Annotated in this window: 19 protein-coding genes; 14 read left to right on the forward strand and 5 right to left on the reverse strand. The window is 70.9% G+C overall.

Annotated features, from left to right (window positions below):
- The first annotated feature begins 36 nt into the window (after nucleotides 1–36).
- From MRBLMI12_RS02945 to MRBLMI12_RS02995, 11 genes are all read left to right on the forward strand, one after another.
- The gene (locus tag MRBLMI12_RS02945) at nucleotides 37–1,260 is read left to right on the forward strand and encodes an LLM class flavin-dependent oxidoreductase (protein ID WP_349428266.1); all 1,224 of its coding nucleotides are present in this window, start codon (nucleotides 37–39) and stop codon (nucleotides 1,258–1,260) included.
- Nucleotides 1,257–2,636, forward strand: coding sequence for an NtaA/DmoA family FMN-dependent monooxygenase (locus tag MRBLMI12_RS02950; protein WP_349428267.1), 1,380 nt, complete (start codon nucleotides 1,257–1,259; stop codon nucleotides 2,634–2,636). Before MRBLMI12_RS02945 ends, MRBLMI12_RS02950 begins: the two co-directional genes overlap by 4 nt.
- Nucleotides 2,633–4,516: an FAD/NAD(P)-binding protein gene (locus tag MRBLMI12_RS02955; protein ID WP_363353757.1), complete on the forward strand. Its 1,884-nt coding sequence runs from the start codon at nucleotides 2,633–2,635 to the stop codon at nucleotides 4,514–4,516. Before MRBLMI12_RS02950 ends, MRBLMI12_RS02955 begins: the two co-directional genes overlap by 4 nt.
- A gap of 337 nt (nucleotides 4,517–4,853) precedes the next feature.
- A complete protein-coding gene (locus tag MRBLMI12_RS02960; protein ID WP_363353759.1) occupies nucleotides 4,854–6,470 on the forward strand; it encodes an ABC transporter substrate-binding protein in 1,617 nt (538 codons plus the stop codon).
- Between the two features lie 38 nt (nucleotides 6,471–6,508).
- Entirely contained in the window at nucleotides 6,509–7,465 is a 957-nt protein-coding gene (locus MRBLMI12_RS02965; protein ID WP_349428270.1) for an ABC transporter permease, read from the forward strand.
- A gap of 11 nt (nucleotides 7,466–7,476) precedes the next feature.
- A complete protein-coding gene (locus MRBLMI12_RS02970; RefSeq protein WP_363353761.1) occupies nucleotides 7,477–8,454 on the forward strand; it encodes an ABC transporter permease in 978 nt (325 codons plus the stop codon).
- The gene (locus MRBLMI12_RS02975) at nucleotides 8,451–10,094 is read left to right on the forward strand and encodes an ABC transporter ATP-binding protein (protein WP_363353763.1); all 1,644 of its coding nucleotides are present in this window, start codon (nucleotides 8,451–8,453) and stop codon (nucleotides 10,092–10,094) included. The genes MRBLMI12_RS02970 and MRBLMI12_RS02975 overlap by 4 nt, the downstream gene beginning before the upstream one ends.
- Nucleotides 10,091–11,470, forward strand: a complete 1,380-nt coding sequence (locus MRBLMI12_RS02980; protein ID WP_349428274.1) for a M20/M25/M40 family metallo-hydrolase — start codon at nucleotides 10,091–10,093, stop codon at nucleotides 11,468–11,470. Before MRBLMI12_RS02975 ends, MRBLMI12_RS02980 begins: the two co-directional genes overlap by 4 nt.
- Nucleotides 11,471–11,528: 58 nt before the next feature.
- Nucleotides 11,529–12,401 carry a DUF1684 domain-containing protein gene (locus tag MRBLMI12_RS02985; RefSeq protein WP_349428275.1) on the forward strand — a complete coding sequence of 291 codons (873 nt, stop codon included), beginning with the start codon at nucleotides 11,529–11,531 and terminating at the stop codon, nucleotides 12,399–12,401.
- A complete protein-coding gene (locus MRBLMI12_RS02990; protein WP_363353766.1) occupies nucleotides 12,398–13,483 on the forward strand; it encodes an LLM class flavin-dependent oxidoreductase in 1,086 nt (361 codons plus the stop codon). Before MRBLMI12_RS02985 ends, MRBLMI12_RS02990 begins: the two co-directional genes overlap by 4 nt.
- Complete coding sequence (locus tag MRBLMI12_RS02995; RefSeq protein WP_349428278.1) at nucleotides 13,480–15,015, forward strand: MFS transporter; 1,536 nt, start codon at nucleotides 13,480–13,482, stop codon at nucleotides 15,013–15,015. The genes MRBLMI12_RS02990 and MRBLMI12_RS02995 overlap by 4 nt, the downstream gene beginning before the upstream one ends.
- Nucleotides 15,016–15,030: 15 nt before the next feature.
- Here the strand turns inward: MRBLMI12_RS02995 and MRBLMI12_RS03000 are convergent, their stop codons facing one another.
- From MRBLMI12_RS03000 to MRBLMI12_RS03020, 5 genes are all read right to left on the reverse strand, one after another.
- On the reverse strand, nucleotides 15,031–16,104 hold the full coding sequence (locus MRBLMI12_RS03000; RefSeq protein ID WP_349428279.1) for a GNAT family N-acetyltransferase: 1,074 nt from the start codon (nucleotides 16,102–16,104) through the stop codon (nucleotides 15,031–15,033).
- Nucleotides 16,105–16,121: 17 nt separating this feature from the next.
- Nucleotides 16,122–17,276 carry an LLM class flavin-dependent oxidoreductase gene (locus MRBLMI12_RS03005; RefSeq protein ID WP_349428280.1) on the reverse strand — a complete coding sequence of 385 codons (1,155 nt, stop codon included), beginning with the start codon at nucleotides 17,274–17,276 and terminating at the stop codon, nucleotides 16,122–16,124.
- A gap of 73 nt (nucleotides 17,277–17,349) precedes the next feature.
- A complete protein-coding gene (locus MRBLMI12_RS03010; protein WP_349428281.1) occupies nucleotides 17,350–18,345 on the reverse strand; it encodes an ABC transporter substrate-binding protein in 996 nt (331 codons plus the stop codon).
- Nucleotides 18,346–18,394: 49 nt separating this feature from the next.
- Nucleotides 18,395–19,198 (reverse strand): amino acid ABC transporter ATP-binding protein, encoded by an 804-nt coding sequence (locus MRBLMI12_RS03015; protein WP_349428282.1) that lies wholly within the window; start codon nucleotides 19,196–19,198, stop codon nucleotides 18,395–18,397.
- Between the two features lies 1 nt (nucleotide 19,199).
- The gene (locus tag MRBLMI12_RS03020) at nucleotides 19,200–20,276 is read right to left on the reverse strand and encodes an amino acid ABC transporter permease (RefSeq protein ID WP_349428284.1); all 1,077 of its coding nucleotides are present in this window, start codon (nucleotides 20,274–20,276) and stop codon (nucleotides 19,200–19,202) included.
- Between the two features lie 203 nt (nucleotides 20,277–20,479).
- On the opposite strand from MRBLMI12_RS03020, the gene MRBLMI12_RS03025 reads away from it, so the two are divergent.
- The 3 genes from MRBLMI12_RS03025 to MRBLMI12_RS03035 all read left to right on the forward strand — a co-directional run bounded on the left by MRBLMI12_RS03025 (nucleotide 20,480) and on the right by MRBLMI12_RS03035 (nucleotide 23,437).
- Nucleotides 20,480–21,541 carry an LLM class flavin-dependent oxidoreductase gene (locus MRBLMI12_RS03025; protein WP_349428285.1) on the forward strand — a complete coding sequence of 354 codons (1,062 nt, stop codon included), beginning with the start codon at nucleotides 20,480–20,482 and terminating at the stop codon, nucleotides 21,539–21,541.
- Nucleotides 21,538–22,851: an LLM class flavin-dependent oxidoreductase gene (locus MRBLMI12_RS03030; RefSeq protein WP_349428286.1), complete on the forward strand. Its 1,314-nt coding sequence runs from the start codon at nucleotides 21,538–21,540 to the stop codon at nucleotides 22,849–22,851. Before MRBLMI12_RS03025 ends, MRBLMI12_RS03030 begins: the two co-directional genes overlap by 4 nt.
- Nucleotides 22,852–23,044: 193 nt before the next feature.
- On the forward strand, nucleotides 23,045–23,437 hold the full coding sequence (locus MRBLMI12_RS03035; RefSeq protein ID WP_349428287.1) for a rhodanese-like domain-containing protein: 393 nt from the start codon (nucleotides 23,045–23,047) through the stop codon (nucleotides 23,435–23,437).
- Nucleotides 23,438–23,442: the final 5 nt, after the last annotated feature.

Raw genomic sequence — 23,442 nt, forward strand, 5'->3', positions numbered from 1 at the left:
TCAAGATCAGAACCCGAGCTAGAGGAAAGAACGACCGTGACCGAACAGGTGCACATCGCCATCGCCTTCGAGCGCGCCGGCTGGCATCCCGCCGCCTGGCGCGAGTCCACCGCGCGTCCCAACGAGCTGACCTCGCCCGCCTACTGGCGCGATCTGCTGCGCACCGCCGACGACAGCGGAGTCGCGCTGGCGACGATCGAGGACGCGTTGTCGCTGACCGACCGCTTCGAGCCGCTCGAGGGCCTGCGGCGCGACCGTGTCCGCGGCCGCCTCGACGCCGTCCTGATCGCTTCCTTCGTCGCACCGCTGACACGCCGGATCGGCCTCGTGCCGACCGTGACGACGGCACATCCGGAGCCGTTCCATGTCGCGACCGGCATCCAGACCCTCGACTTCGCCAGCCGCGGCCGCGCCGGCGTACGCCTGGTCGCGGGAGCTTCCGCCGCCGAGCGGGCGAACTTCGGACGCCGCGCCGCGGGCGTCGACGGGATCCCCGCCTCCGGCCGGGTGGAGGACTCCCCCGAGATCATCGCGGCGTTCCGCGAGGCCGGTGAGTTCGCCGACGTCCTGTCGCGACTGTGGGACTCCTGGCAGGACGACGCCATCATCCGGGATGCCGCGACGGGCCGCTTCCTCGACGCCGATCGGGTGCACAACATCGAGTTCGAGGGCGAGTTCTTCTCCATCACCGGGGCGTCGATCGTGCCGCGGTCGCCGCAGGGCCGGCCACTGCTGACGGTCCTGGCGCACCAGACGGTGCCCTACCGACTGGCCGCAGCACATGCCGACCTCGTCTTCACCACGCCGCACGAAGCAGGCGGCCGCCCCGGGTTCGAGCTGGACGGCATCCGCGCGGAACTGGATGCCGCGGCCGACGAGTTGCGCACGGGCGACGAGCGCCTGCGGGTCTACGCCGACCTCGTCGTGCTGATCGAAGACACCGGGGCGGCAGCACGCAGCGCCTTGGCTCGCCTGGACGAATGGGACGGCGCGCCGCTCACGTCGGATGCGCGCATCGTCGTGGGCACGCCCGGCGACGTGGCGGACGTCGTGCGCGAGCTGGCCGCCGCCGGTGTCGACGGTGTGCGCCTGCGGCCCGCCCGACAGCCCGCCGACGTCGTGGCGATCACCGAGAAGCTCGTGCCGCTGCTGCGGTCCACCAGAACACTGCGCGAGGACGACGGCGCCGGCACGTTGCGCGCGCGTCTCGACCTCGCCCGCCCCGAGAGCCGCTACGTCCGAGAGAAGGTCGCGCTGTGAGCCGCAGCATCCGTCAGATCCACCTCGCCGCCCACTTCCCCGGGGTCAACAGCACCACCGTCTGGACCGACCCGACCGCGGGCAGCCAGATCGACTTCGCGTCGTTCGAGCACTTCGCCGCGACGGCCGAGCGCGGGCTGTTCGATTACGTCTTCCTCGCCGAGGGACTGCGCCTGCGCGAGCACAAGGGCCGCATCCACGAGCTCGACGTGCTGGGCCGCCCGAACACGCTGTCGATCCTCGCCGCGGTCGCCGCCATCACCGAGCACGTCGGCGTCGTCGGCACCCTGAACACCACGTTCAACGAGCCGTACGAGCTGGCGCGCGAGCTCGCGACCCTCGACCACCTGTCGGGGGGCCGCGCGGGCTGGAACGCCGTGACGAGCTCCGACGCCTTCCACGGCGCGAACTTCCGTCGCGGCGGCTACCTGAACCACGCCGACCGCTACGAGCGGGCACGCGAGTTCGCCCAACTCGCGAAGGAGCTATGGGAATCCTGGCCGGTGGACGGCGTGCGCGCGGATGCAGCGACCGGTGTCTTCCTCGACGACGGCGTCCCCGCGGGCGTGCGTCACAGCGGACCGCAGTTCGATGTCGACGCGCTGTTCGACGTGCCCCGTTCGCCGCAGGGTCGCCCGGTGATCGTGCAGGCCGGCGACTCCGCCGACGGTCGCACCTTCGGTGCCGAGCACGCCGAGGTCATCTTCTCGCTGCATCAGGAGTTCGAGGACGCGCGAGAGTTCTACGACGACGTCAAGGGCCGGCTCGCCCAGTACGGCCGTGGGGAGGACTCGCTCAAGATCCTGCCGGCGGCGACCTTCGCGATCGGCGACACCGAGGAGGAGGCGAAGGAGCGCTCGCGCGAGATCGCGCTGCAGCAGGTGCGACCGGAGGTCGCGCTCACGTATGTCGAGCAGGTGTGGGGCCGCGACCTGAGCGGCTACGACCCCGATGGGCCGCTGCCCGACGTCGACCCCGACACCGGATCCGAGACAGCGCGCGGCTGGGCCAACCGGCACGCGGCGGTGCGGGCACGCATCGCGAAGCTCCGCGAGCTGTCGGAGGCCGAGGGTCTCAGCATCCGCGAGCTGGTCATCCGTCTCACCGCTCAGCACACCTTCGTCGGCACGCCCGCCCACATCGCGACCGAAATCGATCGGTATGTGCAGGAGCGCGCGACCGACGGCTTCACCATCGTCGGCCACCTGACCCCCCACGGCCTGGACGAGTTCGCCGAGCGCGTCGTGCCGCTGCTGCAGGAGCGAGGTTCGTACCGCCAGTCGTACGAGCAGGGCGCGACGCTGCGTGACCTGCTCGGCCTCCCGGCGCTCCAAACAGCTCGAGCACAGTCCGCACCGGCCCTCGCTGCGCGATGAGCGATCGCGCGCGCCTGCTGTTCGTCGGAGCCGGCCCCCGGGCGATCATGCTCCTCGAACGCGTGCTGGCGCGCGCGGACGACCACACTCAGATCGACATCGACCTCGTCGACCCGCACCCTCCCGGTGCCGGCCGCATCTGGCGCCACGCGCAGTCGCCGCTGCTGAAACTCAACTCGATGACGCGCGACGTCACGGTGTTCACCGACCACAGCTGCACGATCGACGGGCCGGTGCATCCGGGTCCCTCGCTCAGCGAGTGGCTCGAGCTCTGGCGCGCGGGCGACCTTCCTGACGTCGACCTCGACGAGCTGTCGGCCGCCGAGGCACGCACCCTGGCGCCGGAGGGGTTCCCGACGCGGCGCCTCCACAGTTACTACCTCGACTGGTTCTTCCGCCGCACTGCCGCGAACGCGCCCGGGGGTGTGACGATCCGCCTGCACGCGGACACGGTGACGTCGGTGCGGCCGGCGCGGTCGGGGCGGCACACCGTCTCGCTCGCAAGCGGTCGCGAGATCGTGACGGACGCTGTGGCCTACTGCCTCGGCCACACCGAGCGGGAGCCCGATCCGGCGGCTGCAGCGCTGGCGGCGGCCGCGCTGCGCAAGGGGCTCGTGTACGTGGGCCCGGCCTTCACCGCGGATGCGGACCTGTCCGTGCTGCCGGAGCAGGGCGACGTCATCGTGCGCGGCATGGGCCTCGCGGCCGTCGATCTCGTGGTGCTGCTCACCCAGGGACGCGGCGGCCGGTTCGACCGCGACGGCGACGGCGCCCTCCGCTACCTGGCATCGGGACGCGAGCCCCGGCTGCACGTCGGCTCACGGCGCGGCGTGCCGTACCGCTCCAAGGTGACCTCGACGCTGCAGGGCGACGCGCCGCTGCGCGAGGTGCTCACGCCGGAGGCGATCGCCGACCTCCAGCGCGCGGCACGGCCCCTGGACTTCGACCGCGACGCCTGGCCGCTCATCGCCGGCGAGCTGCTGCACGGGCACTACCGCGAGCTCTTCACAGGGCACCCGGACCGGGTGGCCACCACCTGGGATGACTTCCGGTCAGTGCTGCAGACGCACGCGTGGGACGACCCGGCGCTTCGGGACGCCATCGCCGCCGTCGTGCCCGATCCCCTGGACCGGTTCGACGTCGCGGCATTCGGTCGCCCGTTCGCCGGCGCGACGTTCGCGGACACCGAAGAGGTGCACCGCCGGGTGCGCGCCCACATCGCGGAGGACCTGCTGCTGCGCACGAGCCCGGAACGTAGCCCCGCCCAGGGCGTCTTCATGGCGGCGCTGCTGTCGTTCATGGCGCTGTCGGAGATCCCGAAGGAACGCTGGAATGCGCGCTCGCGCGCACACACGCTTCCGGTCCGCTGGCACACCTTCTTCAGCTACCTGGCGAGCGGACCGCCGCCGCATCGGCTCGAGGAACTGCTCGCCCTCGCCGATGCGGGGGTGGTGCGCTTCCTCGGACCCGACGTCACGGTCGCCGTCGAGCCACGCGGGTTCGCGGCATCCAGCGCCCGCGTTCCCGGCGAGACGGTCGCCGGAGCGCTCGTGGACGCGTGGCTTCCGGCCGCCGATGCCGCCCTCAGCATGAATGTCGCGCTGCGTGAGCTCGCGACCGTGCACGGCAGCGAGCTGCGGGTCGCCGATGAGGATTACGACGGCTCGCTCGGCCGCGTGCGCGTCGGCGAGGATGGGCGCGTACTGCGACCCGACGGCTCCCCGCACGACACCCTGTTCGCGATCGGGCCGTTCACGTCGCAGACCGAGGCGGGCGCGTTCACCCGGCCCGCGGCGAACTCCCTGTCGCTGCGGCAGACCGACGTCGTCGCGGGGGCCATCACCGCGCGACTCGGCCTCGCGGTGCCCGTCGCGCCGTAACTGGCCGTACCCATTTGCCGGGCGTTCACCCCGCCCAAGCACCGGTCGTTGAGCGAAGGGCGCTGTAGCGCCCGAAGACGAAACCCCTTCGGCGACGACGAGGCCGGGTGCGCGTTTCGTCTCTGCGTTTCGACTCGCAAGCTCGCTCAACGAGCGCGTACCTCGCTCGCTCGACGACCGGGCCTTATATGACGCCGCGTGACGGCGTGTGACCGCGCGCAACCGACCTTCACGGCGTGTGACACGCGCCTTCGGGGTCGGCCCCGCACCCCGGGGACGCTGAGATCACGAGCCGGCACCCCCGCCGCGACTTCCCGCCACAGCTTCTGGAGACACCATGTCGTTCACCCGACCCCGCATCGCCGCGCTTGCGGCGATCGGCGCCGTCGCGCTCACGCTGACCGCGTGCGCGACCGGCGCCGGCGACCCCGCACCGACCGCATCCGCCGAGGCGGAGCCCGTCACGGGCGGCAACCTGACCTTCGCGATCTCGGTCGACAGCCAGTGCATCGACCCGCAGCAGGTCGGCAACAACGACGCGATCGCCATCGCGCGCCAGACCGTCGCGTCGCTGACGATCCAGGACCCCGAGAACGGTGAGATCCTGCCGTGGCTCGCCACCGACTTCGAGGTGAACGACGACGCGACGAGCTTCACGTTCACGCTGCAGGACGGTCCCAGTTACGCCGATGGCGAGCCCATCGACGCGGCGTCCGTCAAGACGAACTTCGAGGCCATCCAGGCGCTGGGCGCCAAGGCGACCCTCGGCTCGTCCTACCTCGCCGACCTCGAGAGCATCGATGTCGTCGACGATCAGACCGTCACGATCAACTTCTCGGAGCCCAACGCGCAGTTCCTGCAGGCGACGTCGACGTTCACCCTCGGCCTTCTCTCCCCAGCCAGCGCCGCGGTGAGCCAGGCCGACCGCTGCCTCGGCGACTTCGTCGGCTCGGGACCGTTCTCGGTGCAGAGCTACACGCCCAACGAGGGCGCCGTGCTCGAGCGTCGCGAAGGGTATGAGTGGGGTCCGTCGACGGCCGCCCACACCGACGAGGCCTACCTCGACACCATCACGTACAAGGTCGTGCCCGAGTCGGGCAACCGCACCGGCAGCCTGCAGTCGGGTCAGATCGACGCGACCACCGGCATCGCGACGGCCGACGCCGTGCTCTTCGAGGGCGATGACTTCTGGTCGCTCAACCGCGCCAACCCGGGCTCGGTCTACAACCTGTACGCCAACCAGTCGACCAAGAAGCTCGCCGACGAGAATGTGCGCCTCGCGATCCAGAAAGGCATCGACCGCGAGCAGATCACCTCGACCCTCCTCGGCCCCGACGACGTGCCCGCCGTGTCGCCGCTCGCCTCGTCGACGCCGTACTTCACCGACCTGAGCGATGTGCTCGAGTACGACCCCGAGGCCGCGGCCGACCTGCTCGAAGAGTCGGGCTGGACCGAAGGCGATGACGGCATCCGCGAGAAGGACGGCGAGAAGCTCAGCTTCCACGTGACGTACTGGCAGTCGCCCAAGGAGGTGCTGGAGCTCGTACAGCAGCAGCTGCGCCAGATCGGCGTCGACCTGCAGCTGACCTTCGCGAGCATCGCCGACGTGCAGGCCGCGAACGCCGACGGCGCCTACGACTTCTCGTACGGCAACCTGACGCGGGCCGATCCCGACGTGCTCCGCACGGTGTTCTCAGTGAGCGGCACCAGCAACGCCACGAAGCGCACCGAGCCGGCCGAGATCGACGAGCTGCTCGACGAGCAGGCGGCGATCATCGACCCTACCGAGCGTCAGAAGGTCGTCGACGAGGCCGCCGAGCTGCTGATCACCGGCGGCTACTCGATCCCGATCTACCAGCTGTCGACCACGATCACGGCCGCGTCGAAGGTTCAGGGTCTCGGCTTCGAGGCGTCCAGCCGCCTGGACTTCTACGACGCCTGGATCGCCGAGTAAGCCCGCACGGGCACGACGAAAGGGATGAGGGACGAGACATGTGGGGTCGATACATCGCCCGGAGAATCGGGCAGGGCGTGATCGTCCTGTGGGCCGCATACACGATCTCGTTCCTCATCCTCTATCTCCTGCCGGGCGACGCCGCGACGTTGTTCGCGGGCGGCGGCGATCAGGAGGCGATCGACCCCGAGCTCGTGGCGCAGCTGCGCAGCGAGCTCGGGCTCGACCGCCCGTTGTACGAGCAGTACCTCGTCGCCCTGGGCAAGGCGCTGACCGGAGACTTCGGGGTGTCGACGCAGACCGGGCGCCCGGCATCCGATCTCCTCCTGGAATCCCTGCCCCCGACGATCGCGCTCACCGCCTTTGCGTTCGTGCTGTCGGTCGTGTTCGGCATCGTCCTCGCGCTGGCGGCCTCGCTCGCCCGCGCCCAGTGGCTGCGCAACCTGCTGTCGTCGCTGCCGCCGCTGGGCGTCTCGATCCCGGTGTTCTGGATCGGACTCCTGCTGCTGCAGGCCTTCTCGTTCCGCATCCGGCTCTTCCCGTCGATGGGCAACGAAGGATTCGAAAGCCTCGTGCTGCCCGCGATCACGATCGCGATCCCCTCGGGCGCCTTCATCGCGCAGCTGCTGTCACGGAGCCTCCGCTCGACCCTCGCCCAGCCGTACGTCGAGATCGTGCGCGCCAAGGGAGCAAGTGAGCGCCGCGTGCAGCTCGGCCACGCGTTCCGCAACGCGGCGATTCCGTCCCTCACGATGGTCGGCGTGCTCATCGGGGGCCTGCTCTCGGGTGCCGTCGTGACCGAGACGGTGTTCTCGCGCCTCGGCATCGGCCGCCTCGTCGTGACCGCCGTCAACAACCGCGACGTGCCCGTCGTGCAGACCGTGGTCGTCTTCGCCGCCCTCGTCTTCGTGGTCGCGAACCTCGTCGTCGACCTCGTCTACCCCCTCATCGACCGCCGCATCACGCTCGCCCGCACGGCGTTCGTCGCAGCCTGACAGGAGCAGTCATGACCGTCGAGAACGTGCTCTCCCCGCCCGCGCGCACCCTGGAGCCGCACGACCCGTTCGTCGCGTCGATCGTCGACCCCGACGCCGATCCGTCGGGCGGCCCGCTCGCGGCGGCCCTCGATGAAGAGCGAACGGATGCCGCCACCCGCCGGTCTGCGCTGAAGCCGGTCGTCGCGCTGCTGAAGCAGCCGACCCTGGTCGTGTCGATCCTCGTGCTCGCGCTCGTGACGCTGTGGGCGCTGGTGCCGTCGTGGTTCACGGCCTGGGATCCCAACGTGGGAATCCCCCAGGATCGGCTGCTTCCGCCGAGCCCCGAGCACGTCTTCGGGACCGACAACCTCGGTCGCGACCTCTACGCCCGCGTCGTCTACGGCGCGTCGACGTCGCTGGCCGCGACCTCCGTTGCCGTCATCGTCGGCCTCGCCGTCGGGTCGCTGTTCGGCCTGCTCGCCGGGTTCCTCCGCGGGTTCGTGGACGACGCGATCATGCGCTTCATGGACGTGCTGCTCGCGATCCCTAGCCTGCTCCTGTCGCTGGCGCTCATCACCGCGCTCGGCTTCGGCACGCTCAACGTCGCGATCGCGGTCGGACTCGCGAGCATCGCCTCCTTCTCCCGGGTCATGCGCGCCGAGGTGCTGCAGATCGCCACCGCCGTCTACGTCGAGGCCGCCCGCGTCTCGGGCGTGCGCTGGTACACCGTGCTGCGCCGTCATGTGCTGCCCAACGCATCCGGCCCGGTGGTGGCGCTGGCCGCCCTCGAGTTCGGCGTGATGGTGCTCGCGATCTCGTCACTGTCGTTCCTCGGCTTCGGCGCGCCGCCGCCCACCCCCGAGTGGGGATCGCTCGTGGCGGGCGGACGCGACTACCTCGCCGTGGCGTGGTGGCTCACGACACTGCCGGGCCTCGTGATCGTCACCGTCGTGCTGTCGGCCAACCGCATCTCGCGCGCCCTCGAGCGCAATGGAGGAATCCGATGACCGCACTCCTGGAGGTCTCGAACCTGTCGGTCTCGTACACGCTGGGCGGGCAGCCGCGCCCGGCCGTCCGCGACGTGAGTTTCACCGTCGACCGCGGCGAGGTCGTGGCGATCGTGGGCGAATCGGGCTCGGGCAAGAGTACGACCGCGCACGCGGTCATCCACCTGTTCGCCTCGAACGCCTCGGTCGACGCCGGCTCGATCGTCTTCGACGGCACCGACCTGACCGGGCTCTCGCGCCGGGCCTGGCGTGAGGTGCGCGGGCGCGGGATCGGGCTCATCCCGCAGGATCCTACGACGAGCCTCAACCCGGTCAAGCGCGTCGGACGCCAGGTGGGCGAGCCGCTCGTCATCCACGGGCTGGCCACCCGCCGAGGCGCTGACGCACGGGCCGTCGAGCTGCTGCGCCTCGCCGGGATCGGTGAGCCCGAAGCCCGCGCCAAGCAGTTCCCGCACCAGTTCTCGGGCGGCATGAAGCAGCGCGCGCTCATCGCGACGGCACTGGCGGCCGAGCCGCAGCTCGTGATCGCGGACGAGCCGACCAGCGCCCTCGACGTCACGGTGCAGAAGCAGATCCTCGATCACATCGACGCCCTGGCGTCGACGCTCGGGACCGCCGTGCTGCTCATCACGCACGACCTCGGCGTCGCCGCAGACCGCGCCGACCGCATCATCGTGATGCAGAACGGCGAGATCGTCGAGACGGGTCCGGCGCGCGAGGTGCTCGAAGACCCGCAACATCCCTACACGCGCGCGCTCATCGCCGCGGCACCGGGGCTGCGCGGCGCTGCTGCTCGGGTGAGCGAGCGACCCCTTCGGACGGAACAGGATGACGCGACCCCGGCGCTCCTCGAGGTGGCGGGTCTGCGCAAGGAATTCTCTCTTCCGGGGCGCGGGAAGCTCGTCGCGGTCGACGACGTGTCGTTTCGCGTGGACAGCGGCGAGACGCTTGCGATCGTGGGTGAGTCGGGATCGGGCAAGAGCACGACGGCGCGACTGGCGCTGCGCCTCGAGAAGCCCTCGGCGGGCAGCATCCGTTTCGACGGCGAGGATCTCGTCGCCGCAGGCCGCGAGGAGCTGCGCGCCCTGCGCCGGCGGTTCCAGCTCGTCTATCAGAGCCCGTTCGCTTCGCTCGACCCACGGTTCACGATCGCTGAGGTGATCGACGAGCCGCTGCGCGCCTATGGCGTCGACGCGGCGGAGCGGGCGCGCCGCGTCCGCGAACTGATCGACCAGGTGGCGCTGCCCGCAGGAGCCGCGTCGCGGCGTCCGGCCCAGCTCTCGGGCGGTCAGCGACAGCGCGTCGCGATCGCCCGCGCCCTCGCGCTGCGTCCCGACCTCGTGGTGCTCGACGAGGCCGTGTCGGCGCTCGATGTCTCGGTGCAGGCGCAGATCCTCGACCTGCTCGCGGCGGTGCAGCGCGACTCGGGAGTGTCGTACCTGTTCATCAGCCACGATCTCGCCGTGGTCCGCGAGATCTCCGACCGTGTGGCGGTGATGCAGCAGGGTCGAGTCGTCGAGCAGGGCAAGACCGCGCAGGTGCTCCGTACGCCGCGCGAGGAGTACACGCGACGGCTGATCGAGGCGATCCCGGGGTCGACTCTGTCGCCGCGGGTACTGACGGAAGGGGCCGCAGCATGAGCGCCCAGCGCTCGCTGGCGCAGCAGACGACGGAGCTGCTGGGGGAGCTGATCCGCAACGCGGCCGTCAACGACGGTACGCCCGACTCGGGCCACGAACACCTGCAGGTGCGCACGCTGCAGCGGTTCTTCGAGGGGTCCGGTCTCGAAGGCGTCGTGGTGGAGCCGCATCCGGGACGCGCGTCGCTCATCATTCGCATCGAGGGCACGGATCCGACCGCGCCGTCCCTCGCCCTCGTCGGCCACACCGACGTCGTTCCGGTGGAGCCGGGGGGCTGGTCGCGCGATCCGTTCGCGGGCGAGATCGTCGACGGCGTGCTGTGGGGCCGGGGCGCGATCGACATGCTCAACCTCACCGCCGCCTACGCCGTCGTGACCCGGGCGGTCGCGAGGGGCGGCTTCCGTCCGCGCGGCGACCTCATTTTCGCCGCCGTCGCCGACGAGGAGAACGGCAGCCGCTTCGGCGTGAGCTGGCTCACCGAGCACCGTCTCGACCTCATCGACGCCGACTACGTGCTGACCGAGTCCGGCGGCGCCCACGCCGGCCCACAGCCTCACCTCGGCGTCATGGTCGGCGAGAAGGGAGGCGCGGGACGGCTGCTGCGCGTGACCGGTGCGCCCGGCCACGGCTCGGCCCCCTGGGGATCCCGCAATGCCGCCGTCATCGCGGCCGAGGCCGTGACCCGCCTCGCACGGCACCGCGGCACGACCGTCATCACGCCGCAATGGCGCGCGTACGCCGAGGCACTCGACCTCGAACCCGCGACCCGCACCGCCCTGACCGACCCCGCGCGGTTCTACGACGGCCTGCCACACCTCCGCAGCCTGGCCGGGTTCGCGCACGCCTCGACGCACACGACGATCTCGCCGACCATCGTGCGCGCCGGCGAGAAGGGCAACGTCATTCCGGGCACGGCGACCGTGCAGCTCGACATCCGCATCCTGCCCGATGTCACCCGCGAGGACGTCGAGGGGCTCATCCGCGACGCGCTCGGCGACCTCATCGAGCACGTCGAGATCGAGGGCGACTGGTTCGGTGAGTCGACGGCCTCGCCGATCGACACTCCTTTGTTCGACGCCCTCGGCAGCGCCGTGCGCCGCGCCTACCCGACGGCGGAGCTCCTGCCCATGCTCGGGGTGGGCGGCACCGATGGCCGGTTCTACCGTCGCCGCGGCATCCCGGCCTACGGCTTCGGCGTGCTCAGCGAGCGCTGGGACTACGGCACCTTCCGCCGCCTGTTCCACGGCAACGATGAGCGCATCGACCTCGACTCGATCGCTCTCACGGTCGACGCACTCGACCACGCCGTGCGTACGTTCCACGCCGATACGAGCACCGCCGCGAAGACCCGCGTCGCCGAGCCGGCAACCGCCTGACCGCGGACGCCGCGAGGGTCGCGGCATCCGTTTCCCATCCGTCCACCGAGGAGGACCTATGACCACGACGCTCAACACCGACATCGACCGCGCCCAGTTCGGACGCGAGTGGGAGGACTGGCACCGCACGCATGAGACGCGGCGCGCCGACTCCCTCGGCTTCTTCGCGATCACCGGCCTGCACTGGCTCGGTGCCGACCCGATCACGCTGCCCGGCGCTCCCGGCACGTGGCGTCTCGGCAGCGGCGGCGTGGTCGTCGAGCTCGCCGATGGCGAGAGCCTGACGCTCGAGGGCGAGACGATCACCGGCACGCACGCGTTCGGCGCGATCGCCGAGCGGGGCAGCGTCACCCCCACCTTTACGGACGGCGAGGTCGCCGGCGCGGTCGAGATCGCGATCCGCGGCGGGCACACCGTTCTGCGTCCGCGTCGCGCCGACCATTCGTTCCTCGCGGAGTACGCGGGTACCCCGACCTACGTGCCGAACCCGCGCTGGCGGGTCGCCGCGCGCTTCCTCCCGTTCGACGCTCCGCGGCCGACCGAGGTCGGCGCCGCGGTCGACGGGCTCACCCACGTGTACGACGCCCCGGGTGTGCTGGAGTTCTCGTGGCGCGGCGAGGAATTCGCGCTGACCGCCTTCCAGGGCGCGGCCCCCGGCTCCCTCCTCGTCCTGTTCACCGACGCGACGAGCGGGATCACCACGTACGCCGCGAACCGCTCGGTGTCCGTGGACGCCCCTTACGCCGACGGCTGGACCACGATCGACTTCAACCGCGCCGTCAACCTGCCCTGCGCGTACACCGACTTCGCGACGTGCCCGCTGCCTCCCGAGGGCAACCGCCTGCCGATCGGCATCGAGGCCGGCGAGAAGACGCCGCTCACGCGCGTGCGCTCCACCGATGCGCTCGTCGCCCCGGGGGTGGCCGCATGAGGTTCCAGCTCCTGGACATCGTCCCCTACCGCGCCGACCCCCTCACCGGTCGCCAGGTCTCGCCGTCCGAACGGTTCGCCGAGACGCTCCAGCAGGCGATCCGCGCCGAGGAGCTCGGGCTGGATGCCGTCGCCATCGGCGAGCGCCACGCAGGGCACTTCATCTCGTCGTCACCGACGGTGCTGCTGGGTGCGATCGCCGCGCGCACCTCCCGCATCCGTCTCAATTCCGGTGTCACGGTGCTCTCGGTGCTCGACCCGGTGCGCGTCGCCGAGGACTACGCCACCATCGACCAGCTCTCCGGCGGCCGGCTCGACCTCACGATCGGCAAGGGCAATGAGGTCGCTCAGTTTCCGCTGTTCGGGCTCGACATCGACGACCAGTGGGAGCTGCTCGCGGAGAAGTACGAGCTGCTGCGGACGCTCTGGCGCGAGGAGGACGTGACCTGGCCGGGCACCGAGTTCACGCGGCCGTTGTCGGGCGTGACGACGCTGCCGCGGCCGTTCGCCGGCGCGCCCCGCGTATGGCACGGGTCGGCGACGACCCTTTTCTCCGCGGGGCTCGCGGCGAAGATCGGCGACCCGCTGTTCAGCGCGAACGCGATCCAGCCGCTCGAGAACTACGGCGTGCTCGTCGACCACTACCGCTCCGAGTATGCGCGGCACGGCCACGATCCGGCGGGCGCGTTCGTCGCCGCCGGTTCGGGGGCGCTCTTCATCGCCGACACGACGCAGGAGGCGATCGCCCAGTACGGGCCGGTGTACAACGCGATCGTCGCCGCCACCAACGTGCCCGGAAACAACACTCCGTTCCGCGACATCGAGCACGCCGTGGCCGAAGGTCCAGCACTCGTCGGCACCCCGCAGCAGGTGATCGACAAGATCGCCCGGTTCCACGGCCGGCTCGGGCACGACCTGCAGTCGATCAGCCTGCCCACGACGGTGCCGTTCGCGCAGCAGCTCGAGATCCTCGAGCGGTTCGCGCTGGAGGTCGCGCCGGTGCTGCGGCGGGAGTTCCCGACGGCGCTGTGGACGGATGCCGACCCGCTCGGTCAGCGGGAGCGCCAGCTCACGACCGCATGAGCTGCGAGAGCGCGGTCCGCGACGCGACAGCTGCGGTCGCCGGCGAGCGCGGACTCGCGCGGCAAAGCGATCGCAGGAGAAAGCAGCAGTCGCATGCGCGGCCCGCGCTCTGGGCATGCCTGGCGGCGGGCTTCGCGACGCTGTTCGATGCGGTCGTCATCACGTACGCCGCTCCGGCGGTCAGCGCGTCGTTGGGCGGGTCGACTGCGGGTGTGCAGTGGCTGCTGGCCTCGTTCTCGCTGACCTTCGGCCTCGGGCTGATCCCGTCGGGACGCTTCGGCGATGTGTATGGACGCCGGCTGCTGTTCCTCGTGGGTCTCGGGATCTTCCTGGTCGGCGGCGTCGCGGCGGTGGTCGCGCCGACGATCGCGGTGCTGGTCGCGGCCCGGTTCGTGCAGGGCCTCGGTGCCGGGGTCATCAGCGCGCAGGTGCTCGGGGCGATCCAGGACCTCTTCACGGGAAGATCACGTCTGAGCGCCCTCGCCGCCTACACCGCGGTCGGCGGTCTGGCGGGCGTCCTCGGTCCGGTGCTCGCCGCCGCGATGCTCGGGCTGTTCCCGGCCGATACCGCGTGGCGCCTCGTGCTGCTGACGCCGTTGCCTCTGGTGATCGCGGCATTCGTGCTCGGATGGCGAGGGATGCCGGGCCGCCGCGCCCGTGCGGAGACGTCGAGGCTCCTGTGGCTCGATCTGCCGGGCATCGTGCTGCTGTGCCTCGTGGTGGTGGCGCTGACGCTGCCGGTCGTGGAGCCGGGACTCTCGGGACTGTCGGGCCTGGCGGTGGCCGGCGCCGCGGTCGTGCTGGGGCTCGTGCTCGTCCTGTGGGAGCGCCGCTATGCGCGGCGCGGGAAGCTTCCACTCTTCGCCCCGGCGCTGGTCCGGTCACGCGGGTTCGTCGTGGGGAACGTCGTCGCGCTGCTGTGGTTCGGCAGCGGCATGGCGGCGAGTTCGGCGGTGACCCTCTACTTCCTCCAGTCACCGGCGCTGTCGGCGCTGGTGATCGCGCTCGTGTTCGCGCCGGGCGCCCTGGCCCGGCTGGGCGGGTCGCTGTTCAGCCTGCGGGTCGTGGGGCGTCTCGGGTCTGCGGCGACGGTGTGGCTGGGTCTCGGGCTGCAGGCGGTGCTCTTCGCGGGACTGGCGGGGGCTGCGCCGCTCCTGCCGGGAGGTGTGCTGTTCGTCGTCGCCGCCGTGGCGCAGATCGGGCTGGGCGTCGGCGGCGGGCTCGTCGAGCCGGTGGTGCGCGCCACCACCCTCTCGTTCGCGCCGGCCGAGCTGCACGGCGTCGCCGCGTCGTTCCTCCAGCTCACGCAGCGACTGGCCGCGACCTTTCTGGTGGCCCTGGCCACCGGCATCCTGCTCACCTCCTCTGGTATCTCGACCGCCGCGACCTTGCAGGCCGCGCTGGTGACGTGTGCGGTGGGCTCAGCGGCTGCCCTGTTCGCGTCTGCAGACCCTGTGTTCCGGCGGGTGGGCACTCGCGCCGAAGCGGCGGCGCCCCTGCGGGGCGGCTCGCGAACCACCGCCCGGAAGTGAGCGACGGCTCCCGCCTCACACCGGCGGCGCAAGCTCCTTGGCGAAGCACTGCGAGAAGGCGAACGCCCTGTAGGGCTCGAAGATGGGGATCGGGCGGTACCCGATCCGCTCGTAGAGGACCACCGCGTCGTGCTGGCGGTCACCGGTCTGAAGGATCAGGCGACTCGCGCCGCGATCCTGCGCGATGCGCTCGAGCTCGCCCATCAGTGCCCGGCTCACGCCCGTGCCGCGTGCGCGCGGCTTCACGAACACGCGCTTAACCTCGAGGTCGCGCGTGCCGTCGTGGACGAGATCCCGCAGCGCCGCGTGACCGACCGCCGTGCCCGTCTCGTCGACGGCGAGCACTGTTGCGACGATCGTGCCGGGATCGACTGCGAACGCGCGCTGGGCCTCCTCGGCGGCGGGTACAGCGTCCGTCAGCCGATCCGCGTAGCGGGGCGAGATCTCGCCGTCCATCTCGGAGCGCAGGGCCTCAGCGCGCGGGTCGTCCCAGCGGACGGTCTCAAGCCTCCATGCTCGCTCGCCCGGCGACGCCTCCGCGGGCTCGGGTGCGAGGTCGTAGCCGAACGTGTACAGCTCGATCCAGCGGCCGGGCTGCACCTCCCACGCACCCTCGCGCTCCGGCAGCCGCTCGAAGCCCAGCTTCGCGTAGAGCGCGTGTGCACCGGTCATCCCCGGACCGCTGTTCATCACGACGCGGTGCGAACCCCGCTCGCGCGCGAGGTCGATGACGTGACGGGTGAGCGCCTCACCGATGCCTCGGCCGCGGGCGGCAGGAGCCACGGCGAGCTGCCGGAAGTCCGTCTCACCGGGTCGGGCGACCTCCGCGAGCGGCCGGTTCGGACGCGCGATCCACACCGTCCCGAGGATCTCGCCGCTCGGCTCGACGGCCACCCACACGTCGCCGCCGCGCACACGGGTCGCGACATCGCGGAGCGAGGCGACGTACTCGTCGGAGAGCTTCCCGTAGCTCGACAGGTACGCCTCGGCGGTCACCTCGCCGGCGCGTTCGTACTCCTCGGTGCGCACCAGGCGGATGGTGATGTCAGCGGGGACGGATGCCGCAGCCACGGGCCTGTCGTCAGTCACGGCGACCGATTCCACGCTCAAGCGAGCACCCCCGCCGGGGCAGCCCGCAGTTCGCGCTCGCCCGTCTCGGCGGTCCCCCACGCATCAGCGAGGAGAGCGTACGAGCGCTCGCGGTCATCGGGATCGTGCGTGATCGTCGTGACCAGCAGCTCATCGGCGCCCGTGACGCGCTGCAACGTCTCCAGCCGCTCGACGACGCTGTCGGCCGAGCCGACGAATTGCGTCTCGACGCGGTCGCGCACGACCTCGAACTCTTCGTGGGAGAGCGGGTTGACGCTGGCGCCGAGCGGCGACGGGAACGGGACGGCCCCTTGACCGGCGCGGATGCTGTGCACCCATCGACCGTAACCCGCGGCGAGCCGGCGGGCTTCGGCATCCGTATCTGCGACGACCACGTCCACCGACACGATCACGTGCGGCGCTGCGATGCGACCGGGACGGAACGACGCGCGGTACTCGGCGACGGCGTCGAGGATGAAGGCGGGGGCGACGTGGTAGTTGGCGCCGAACGGCAGTCCGAGTTCGCCGGCGAGCCGGGCGCTCGGCCCGGCCGTCGAGCCATGGATCCAAACGGTGATGTCCGCTCCCTCGGCGGGAGTGGCGTGGATCGCCACCGTCTCCGGGGCGGTGTAGGTTCCGTCGATGAAGGCGAGGATGTCGGCCACGTCCTGCTCGAACCGGTCGGCGTCGTCGTCGGTGCGCCCCAGCAGGCGCGCCTGGACGACGAATCGCTCGGACTCGAATGCGAAGGGCCGCGGCCGCGGCAGGAGCAGCCCGTCCACCACCCGCTGCTCGGCCGGATCCTCGATCGGCGGACTCTGCGCCGCGCTGCGATTGCCGGAGCGGCCGATTCCCAGGTCGAAGCGTCCCGGGTGCAGCGCGGCCACGACGCCCGCTGCTTCGGCCACTTGCACGGGCGAGTAGTTGCCGATGATGGTCGCCGCCGTGCCGATGCGGATGCGCTCGGTCGCAGCGGCGATCGCCGCGAGCAGGACGTGCGGCGCGGAGCCCGACAGGCCGGGATTGAAGTGGTGCTCGGCGAGCCAGTAGCGGTGGTAGCCCAGCTGCTCGGTGTGCCGAGCGAGGGCGATCGAGGCGCGCAGCCCGTCGGCGGCCGTCTGCCCCGCTCCGAACGGCGACAGGTCGAGGACGGAGAGGGGGACGTGGGACACGAGGAGCTCCTGGGTGGTGCGCGGAGGGAAGAGGCCGGGCCCGCTCTCAGCAGGCCCGGCCGGGTTCGTACGATCAGGACTTGGGCAGTCCTGCGGGGTTGATCTCGCTCGTCTCGACGCGCTCCGACTCCAGGTCCCAGATCTTCAGGACCTCGTCGTACTGGCCGTTCTCGATGAGGTAGTTGAGCGCGATGCTGACGGGCTCGATGAGGCCGTTGCCCTTGGCCGTCGCGGCGGCGATGTTCGCCGTCAGCGGCCAACCGCCGGGCACAAGGCCCACGAGCTTGGTGTCGCCGGTCTCACGTGCGGACCACGCGGAGGTGGCATTGGGCCCGAAGGTCGCGTCGATGCGGCCTGACTGCAGCGCGAGCACGGTAGCGGCGTTGTCGTCGAAGTACTGAAGCTCGGCCGGCTCCTCGCCGCCGGCTTGCAGTTCCTCGTTCCAGGTGAGCAGCACCTGCTCCTGGTTCGTGCCCGAGCCGACGGCGATGGTGAGGCCGGAGATGTCAGCGGCCTCCTCGATCTTCTGGATGTCGCTGTCGGACTTCACGTAGAAGCCGAGCAGGTCCTCGCGGTAGCTCGCGAAGTCGTAGAGCTCCTTGCGCTCCTCGGTGACGGTGACGTTGGAGGTGATGAGGTCGTACTTGCCGGACTGGATGCCGAGGGGCCAGTCCGCCCACGCGACGACGACCGGGTTGTACTCGAGGCCCAGCGCGTCGGCGATTAGCGCGCCGATGTTCGGCTCGGTGCCGGCCGCCTCGGTCTCACCCTCGGGGATGTAGCCCAGCGGGGGCACGTAAGCCGAGTGCGCGACGGTGAGCTTGCCCGGCTCGACCGGCTCGAACCCGCTCGCCTCGAGCGCTTCGACCGCCTCGGCCACGGGCTCGTCGAGACGGACCCACTGGATCTCGTCGGTCGTGACGTTCGCCGACTCCTCAGTCTTCTCGGGGGCGGCGGCGGCCTCGGCGGGCTGGTTCTGGTTGACGCCCCAGACGATGCCGCCGACGATCGCGGCCACCGCGACGGCTCCGACACCGATCGCGATGCCCTGCTTCTTACTCAGTGCCATGTGATTGCTTCCTTTTCTCGGATGAGGACTCGATGTCGAGATCTCGGTTTCAGGCCAGGACTTTCGCGAGGAAGTCCTGAACGCGGGGGTGCTTCGGTGTAACGAGGACCTCGGCGGGCGGGCCCTGCTCGATGACGCGGCCGCCGTCGAGGAAGACGACCCGGTCGGCGACCTCGCGGGCGAATCCGACCTCGTGGGTGACGATGACGAGGGTCGTGCCGAGCTGAGCGAGGTCGCGGATGACGTCGAGGACCTCGCCCACGAGCTCCGGGTCGAGCGCGCTGGTCGGCTCGTCGAACAGGATCACTTTGGGCTTGAGGGCGAGGGCGCGGGCGATCGCGACGCGCTGCTGCTGGCCGCCCGACAGCTGCCGGGGGTAGTGCTCGGCCTTGTCGGCGAGCCCCACGCGGTCGAGAAGGCCGAGGGCGAGCTCTCGGGCGTCGTCTTTGGAGAGCCGGCCGAGGGCGACCGGTGCCTCGGTGACGTTCTCGAGCGCGGTCAGGTGCGGGAAGAGATTGAAGTTCTGGAAGACGATGCCGATCTGCGTGCGGCGCTCCAGCACCTCGCGCTCGCGCAGCTCATAGAGCTTGTCGCCGCGCAGCTCGTAGCCGATCAGCTGGCCGTCGACCGTGACCGAGCCGCGGTCGACGCTCTCGAGGTGGTTGATCGTGCGCAGCAGGGTCGACTTGCCCGAGCCGCTCGGCCCGAGGATCGCGACGACCTCGCCCGGCTGGACGGTCAGGTCGATGCCGCGCAGCACCTCGACTCCGCCGTAGCTCTTGTGGACGTTGTGGATCTCGACGAGGCCGCGCGTGGCGGTCCCGGCGGGGGGCTCCGTGCTGGTGGTGGTCATGTCAGCGGCCTCCGAACTTCGCGTCGTTGCTCGAACTCTGCGATGCCGCAGTGGCCGGGGGCGCAGCATCCGTCCCCTCCAGAGGAGGTGGTGAGGCGTCGCTGTCACCGAGACGTGCCCACTGCACGGCGATCCAGTGGCGCGCACGCTGGACGGGTGTCGGGGGCAGCACGCGCACGGTGCCGCGGGCGTAGTGCCGCTCGATGTAGTACTGCGCGATGCTCAGGATCGTGGTGATGATCGTGTACCAGACCACGGCGACCAGGAGCAGCGGGATCACGCGGCTGTTGCGGTTGTAGATGACCTGCACGGCGTAGAACACCTCGGGGATCGCGATCACGAACACGACCGACGCGCCCTTGACGAGGCCGATCACCTCGTTGGTGGCGTTCGGCACGATGGACCGCATCGCCTGCGGCAGGATGATGCGGGTCAGCCGGCGGCGCGGAGGGATGCCGAGTGCCGCGGCCGCCTCAAGCTGGCCCTGGTCGACCGACAGCAGGCCGCCGCGGATGATCTCCGCCGAGTACGCCGCCTGATTGAGGCTGAGTCCGAGGATCGCCGCGGCGAAAGCGCTGATCAGCTGCACGGTGGGGAACTCGACGATCCAGAAGTCCGTCGTGAACGGGGTGCCCAGGCCGAGCGTCGGATACAGGTAGCCGAGGTTGTACCAGACGATGATCTGCACCACGAGGGGCACCGAGCGGAAGAACCAGATGAACACCCAGGCCGCCGAATTGAGCAGCGGCGACTTCGCGAGACGGGCGAGCGCGAGGAGGGTGCCGAGGAAGAAGCCGATGGTCGCCGATGTCACGGTGAGCGCCAGCGTGATGCCGACGCCCTGCAGCACGGGCTCCGAGAGGAAGTAGTGGGCGAAGACGTCCCACTCGTAGTTCTCGTTCGTGACCAGCGACCAGGCGAACTGGGCGACCACGAACAGCACGACGATGCCGATCGACCACCGGAACCAGTGGCGGGTGTGGACCACGCGCAGGTCGCCGAGGTCGACGCGCGACGACGCCGCGGGCGACGGCGCAGCGTCTGCGGCGCCGGCCTGGCGCGGAAGTGTGTCGGTCATGGGGTGCTCCTCGGTCGGGGCGCGGGTCGAGGGGTGCAGGTCGGTGCGCCGGTAGGCCGAAGGTAGGGCAGGGCTTCGCCCGCCGCCCAGCCCGGCGGACCCCGCCATGACACGGATCGTGACGGAGTGCAACGCGGCGTCACACTCCGGAATCGGGCGACTCGCGCGGCCGGGATCCGCCTGGCGAGACCTACCGTGGCCGCATGTCCGACACCCCGTTCGCCGTCGCCCTCGAGCTGGACGCCGACGGCGCCCACTCCCCTTCCGGCGCCGCATCAGGCACCCTCTCGCCACGCCGCCTCGCCGCCCGCGGCGCGGCCGCCGAGCGCTTCGGCTTCACCGCCGTGACGTTCGACGACTCGCCGCTGCCGGTCGCCGACTCGGTCGCGCGGCTCGATGCCGTCCAGCGCGCCGCGTTCCTCGCTCCGCTCACGTCGGCCATCGGGCTCGTGCCGGTCGCGCACGTCGCCTTCAGCGAGCCGTTCCACGTGGCGACGCAGCTCGCGAGCCTCGACTGGGCCTCGAACGGGCGCGCGGGCTGGATCGCCGCGGCCTCGGGAACCACGCGTGAAGCCGCCGCCTACGGTCGTGAGGCGCTCTCGGACGACGATCTCCGCCGCGAGCGCGACGACGTGATCGAGGTCGCTCGCCGGCTGTGGGACTCGTGGGAGGACGACGCCGTCATCCAGGACGCCGCGACCGGCCGCTACCTCGACGCCGACAAGCTCCACTACGTCGACTTCGAGGGCGAGAGCTTCTTGGTGAAGGGTCCGCTCATCACGCCCCGGCCCCCGCAAGGGCAGCTGGTCGTGGTGGCGCCCGCCGACACCACGGGCGCGGACGTCACGCTGGTCACGGGTAGCGGTCCGGCGGAGATCACGGATGCTGCATCCCGCGCGCGTGCCGCGGGTGCGCCGCTCGTGTGGGCCGAGGTCGAGGTGGTGCTTGACGCGCGCGCCGTGTCCGCGGCTCGGCGGCTCGACGCCCTCGGGAGCTGGACGGACGCCGGGCGCCTGCGCTACGCGGGCGACGCGGATGGTCTGGTCGCGCTGATCGCCGGGCTGGCAGCATCCGTCGACGGTGTACGCCTGCACGTCGCAGAGCTCGACGTCGATCTCGAAGAGGTTGGGCGCGCAGTGCTGCCGGCGCTGCAAGAGCGGATCGGCTTCCGTTCACCGCGGGCGGGCGAGACCCTCCGGGATGCCCTCGGCCTTGAACGCAGCCTCAGCCGCTACGCCACCACCGCCGTGAAGGAGTTCGCATGACCACGTCCCGTCGCATCCAGTTCGGTGTTTTCTTCCAGGGGGTCAACTTCGGCACCATCTGGTCGAGCGACCGCAGCGGTTCGCAGTACGACTTCGAGTCGTTCCGCCGCATCGCGCAGACCGCCGAGCGGGGGCTGTTCTCGGCCTTCTTCCTCGGCGAGGGACTGCGCCTGCGCGAGCATTTCGGCCGTATCCACGAGCTCGACATCGCCGGTCGTCCCGACGCCCAGACGCAGCTCGCGGCGTTGGCGTCTGTCACCGAGCGCATCGGCCTCGTCGCGACGCAGAACACGACCTACAACGACCCGTACGACCTGGCGAAGCGCCTGAACTCGCTCGATCTCTTGAGCGAGGGCCGCGCAGGCTGGAACATCGTCACGACCGACAACGCGTGGACCGGCGCGAACTTCCGCCGCGGCGGGTACCTGGAGCACGCCGACCGTTACCGCCGCGCAGCGCAGTTCGTGGTCGCCGCGCAGCGGCTGTGGGACGCCGGTGCCGATGGGGTCGGTACGCCGGTGTCGGTCGCCGATCAGCTGGTCTCGTTCGAAGGACCCGCGCCGCTGCCGCCGAGCGCGCAGGGGCGGCCGGTGCTGTTCCAGGCAGGGGACTCCGACGAGGGCCGCGAGTTCGCGGCATCCAGTGCCGACGTCATCTTCTCAGCGCACCCGGGCCTGGAGGACGCGATCTCGTTCGCGGCCGACCTGCGCCGCCGCCTCCCCGCCCATGGGCGGGCTGTGGACGAGCTCAAGTTCTTCCCGGGGGCGCAATTCATCCTCGCCGCCACCGACAGCGAGGCTCGTGAGAAGGCCGACTGGGTCACGCGCGCGCAGGTGTCGCCGCAGACCGCGATCCGCTTCCTCGAGCCGATCTGGGGCCGAGACTTGTCGGAGTACGACGCCAACGGCCCGCTTCCCGACATCGACCCGGTGGTCGAGGAGGTCGACGGGCAGCGTGGGTCGCTGTTCCAGGGCCGTCGCGCGCTCGAGACGGCCCGCGAGTGGCGCGACAGCGCGGCCGCCGAGGGCCTCTCGATCCGAGAGTTCGTCATCAAGCGGTCGTCGCTGCGCACGTTCGTCGGCGGCTATTCGTCGATCGCTGATCGCATCGTGCAGTACGTCGACGCGGGAGCGGTCGACGGGTTCAACGTCTCGCCGTACCTCGTGCCCGAAGGACTCGACGACATCGTCGACGGGCTCATCCCCGAGTTGCAAGAGCGCGGCGTCTACCCCACCGAGTACGTGGGATCGACGCTGCGCGAGAACCTCGGGCTCCCCGCGCTGGGCGAGCGCGCGGAATTCGCTGCCTGACCCTCTGATCGCGATCCCCTTCTCCTCATCACGTCGAACCGGCCGGTACCGCACGATCCCGGGTCCGCGCATGACGGATCGTGGCGCCGTATGACAACGCCGTGCGCCGTCGCTAGCGGTGAGCCCGTAGCGTGACGCCGAGAAGCGACACCCGTCCGTCCCGACATCCGTCCGTCCGAAAGGATCACCCGCCATGACCGACACCACCGACACCGCGGCCGAGCCCACGTTCGACGCTCCGCTCATCACCGCCGAGGAGGCCGCCGGACGCGCCGCGGCGGGAGCGCTCGTCGTCGATGTTCGCAGCGACGCCGGCCGGGCGCGCGACGGCGTGATCCCCGGCTCCATCCGCGGCGACCGCAACAACCTCGACGCGCAGTTCCTCATCGACTCGCCGGAGAAGTTCGCCGAGATCACGGACTGGGACCAGGACATCGTCATCGTGTGCGGCACGATCAACGGCTCCGGCCCCGTCGCCGAGCAGCTCCGCGCGAAGGGCTTCACGAACGTCGCGCATGTCGACGGCGGCTTCCCCTCGTGGAAGGAGTCCGGCGGCCCCACCGCCGAGGCCCCGGCCGCCGAGTGACCATC

Origin of the sequence: Microbacterium sp. LMI12-1-1.1 (assembly GCF_040676455.1) — a bacterium.
GTDB lineage: Bacteria > Actinomycetota > Actinomycetes > Actinomycetales > Microbacteriaceae > Microbacterium.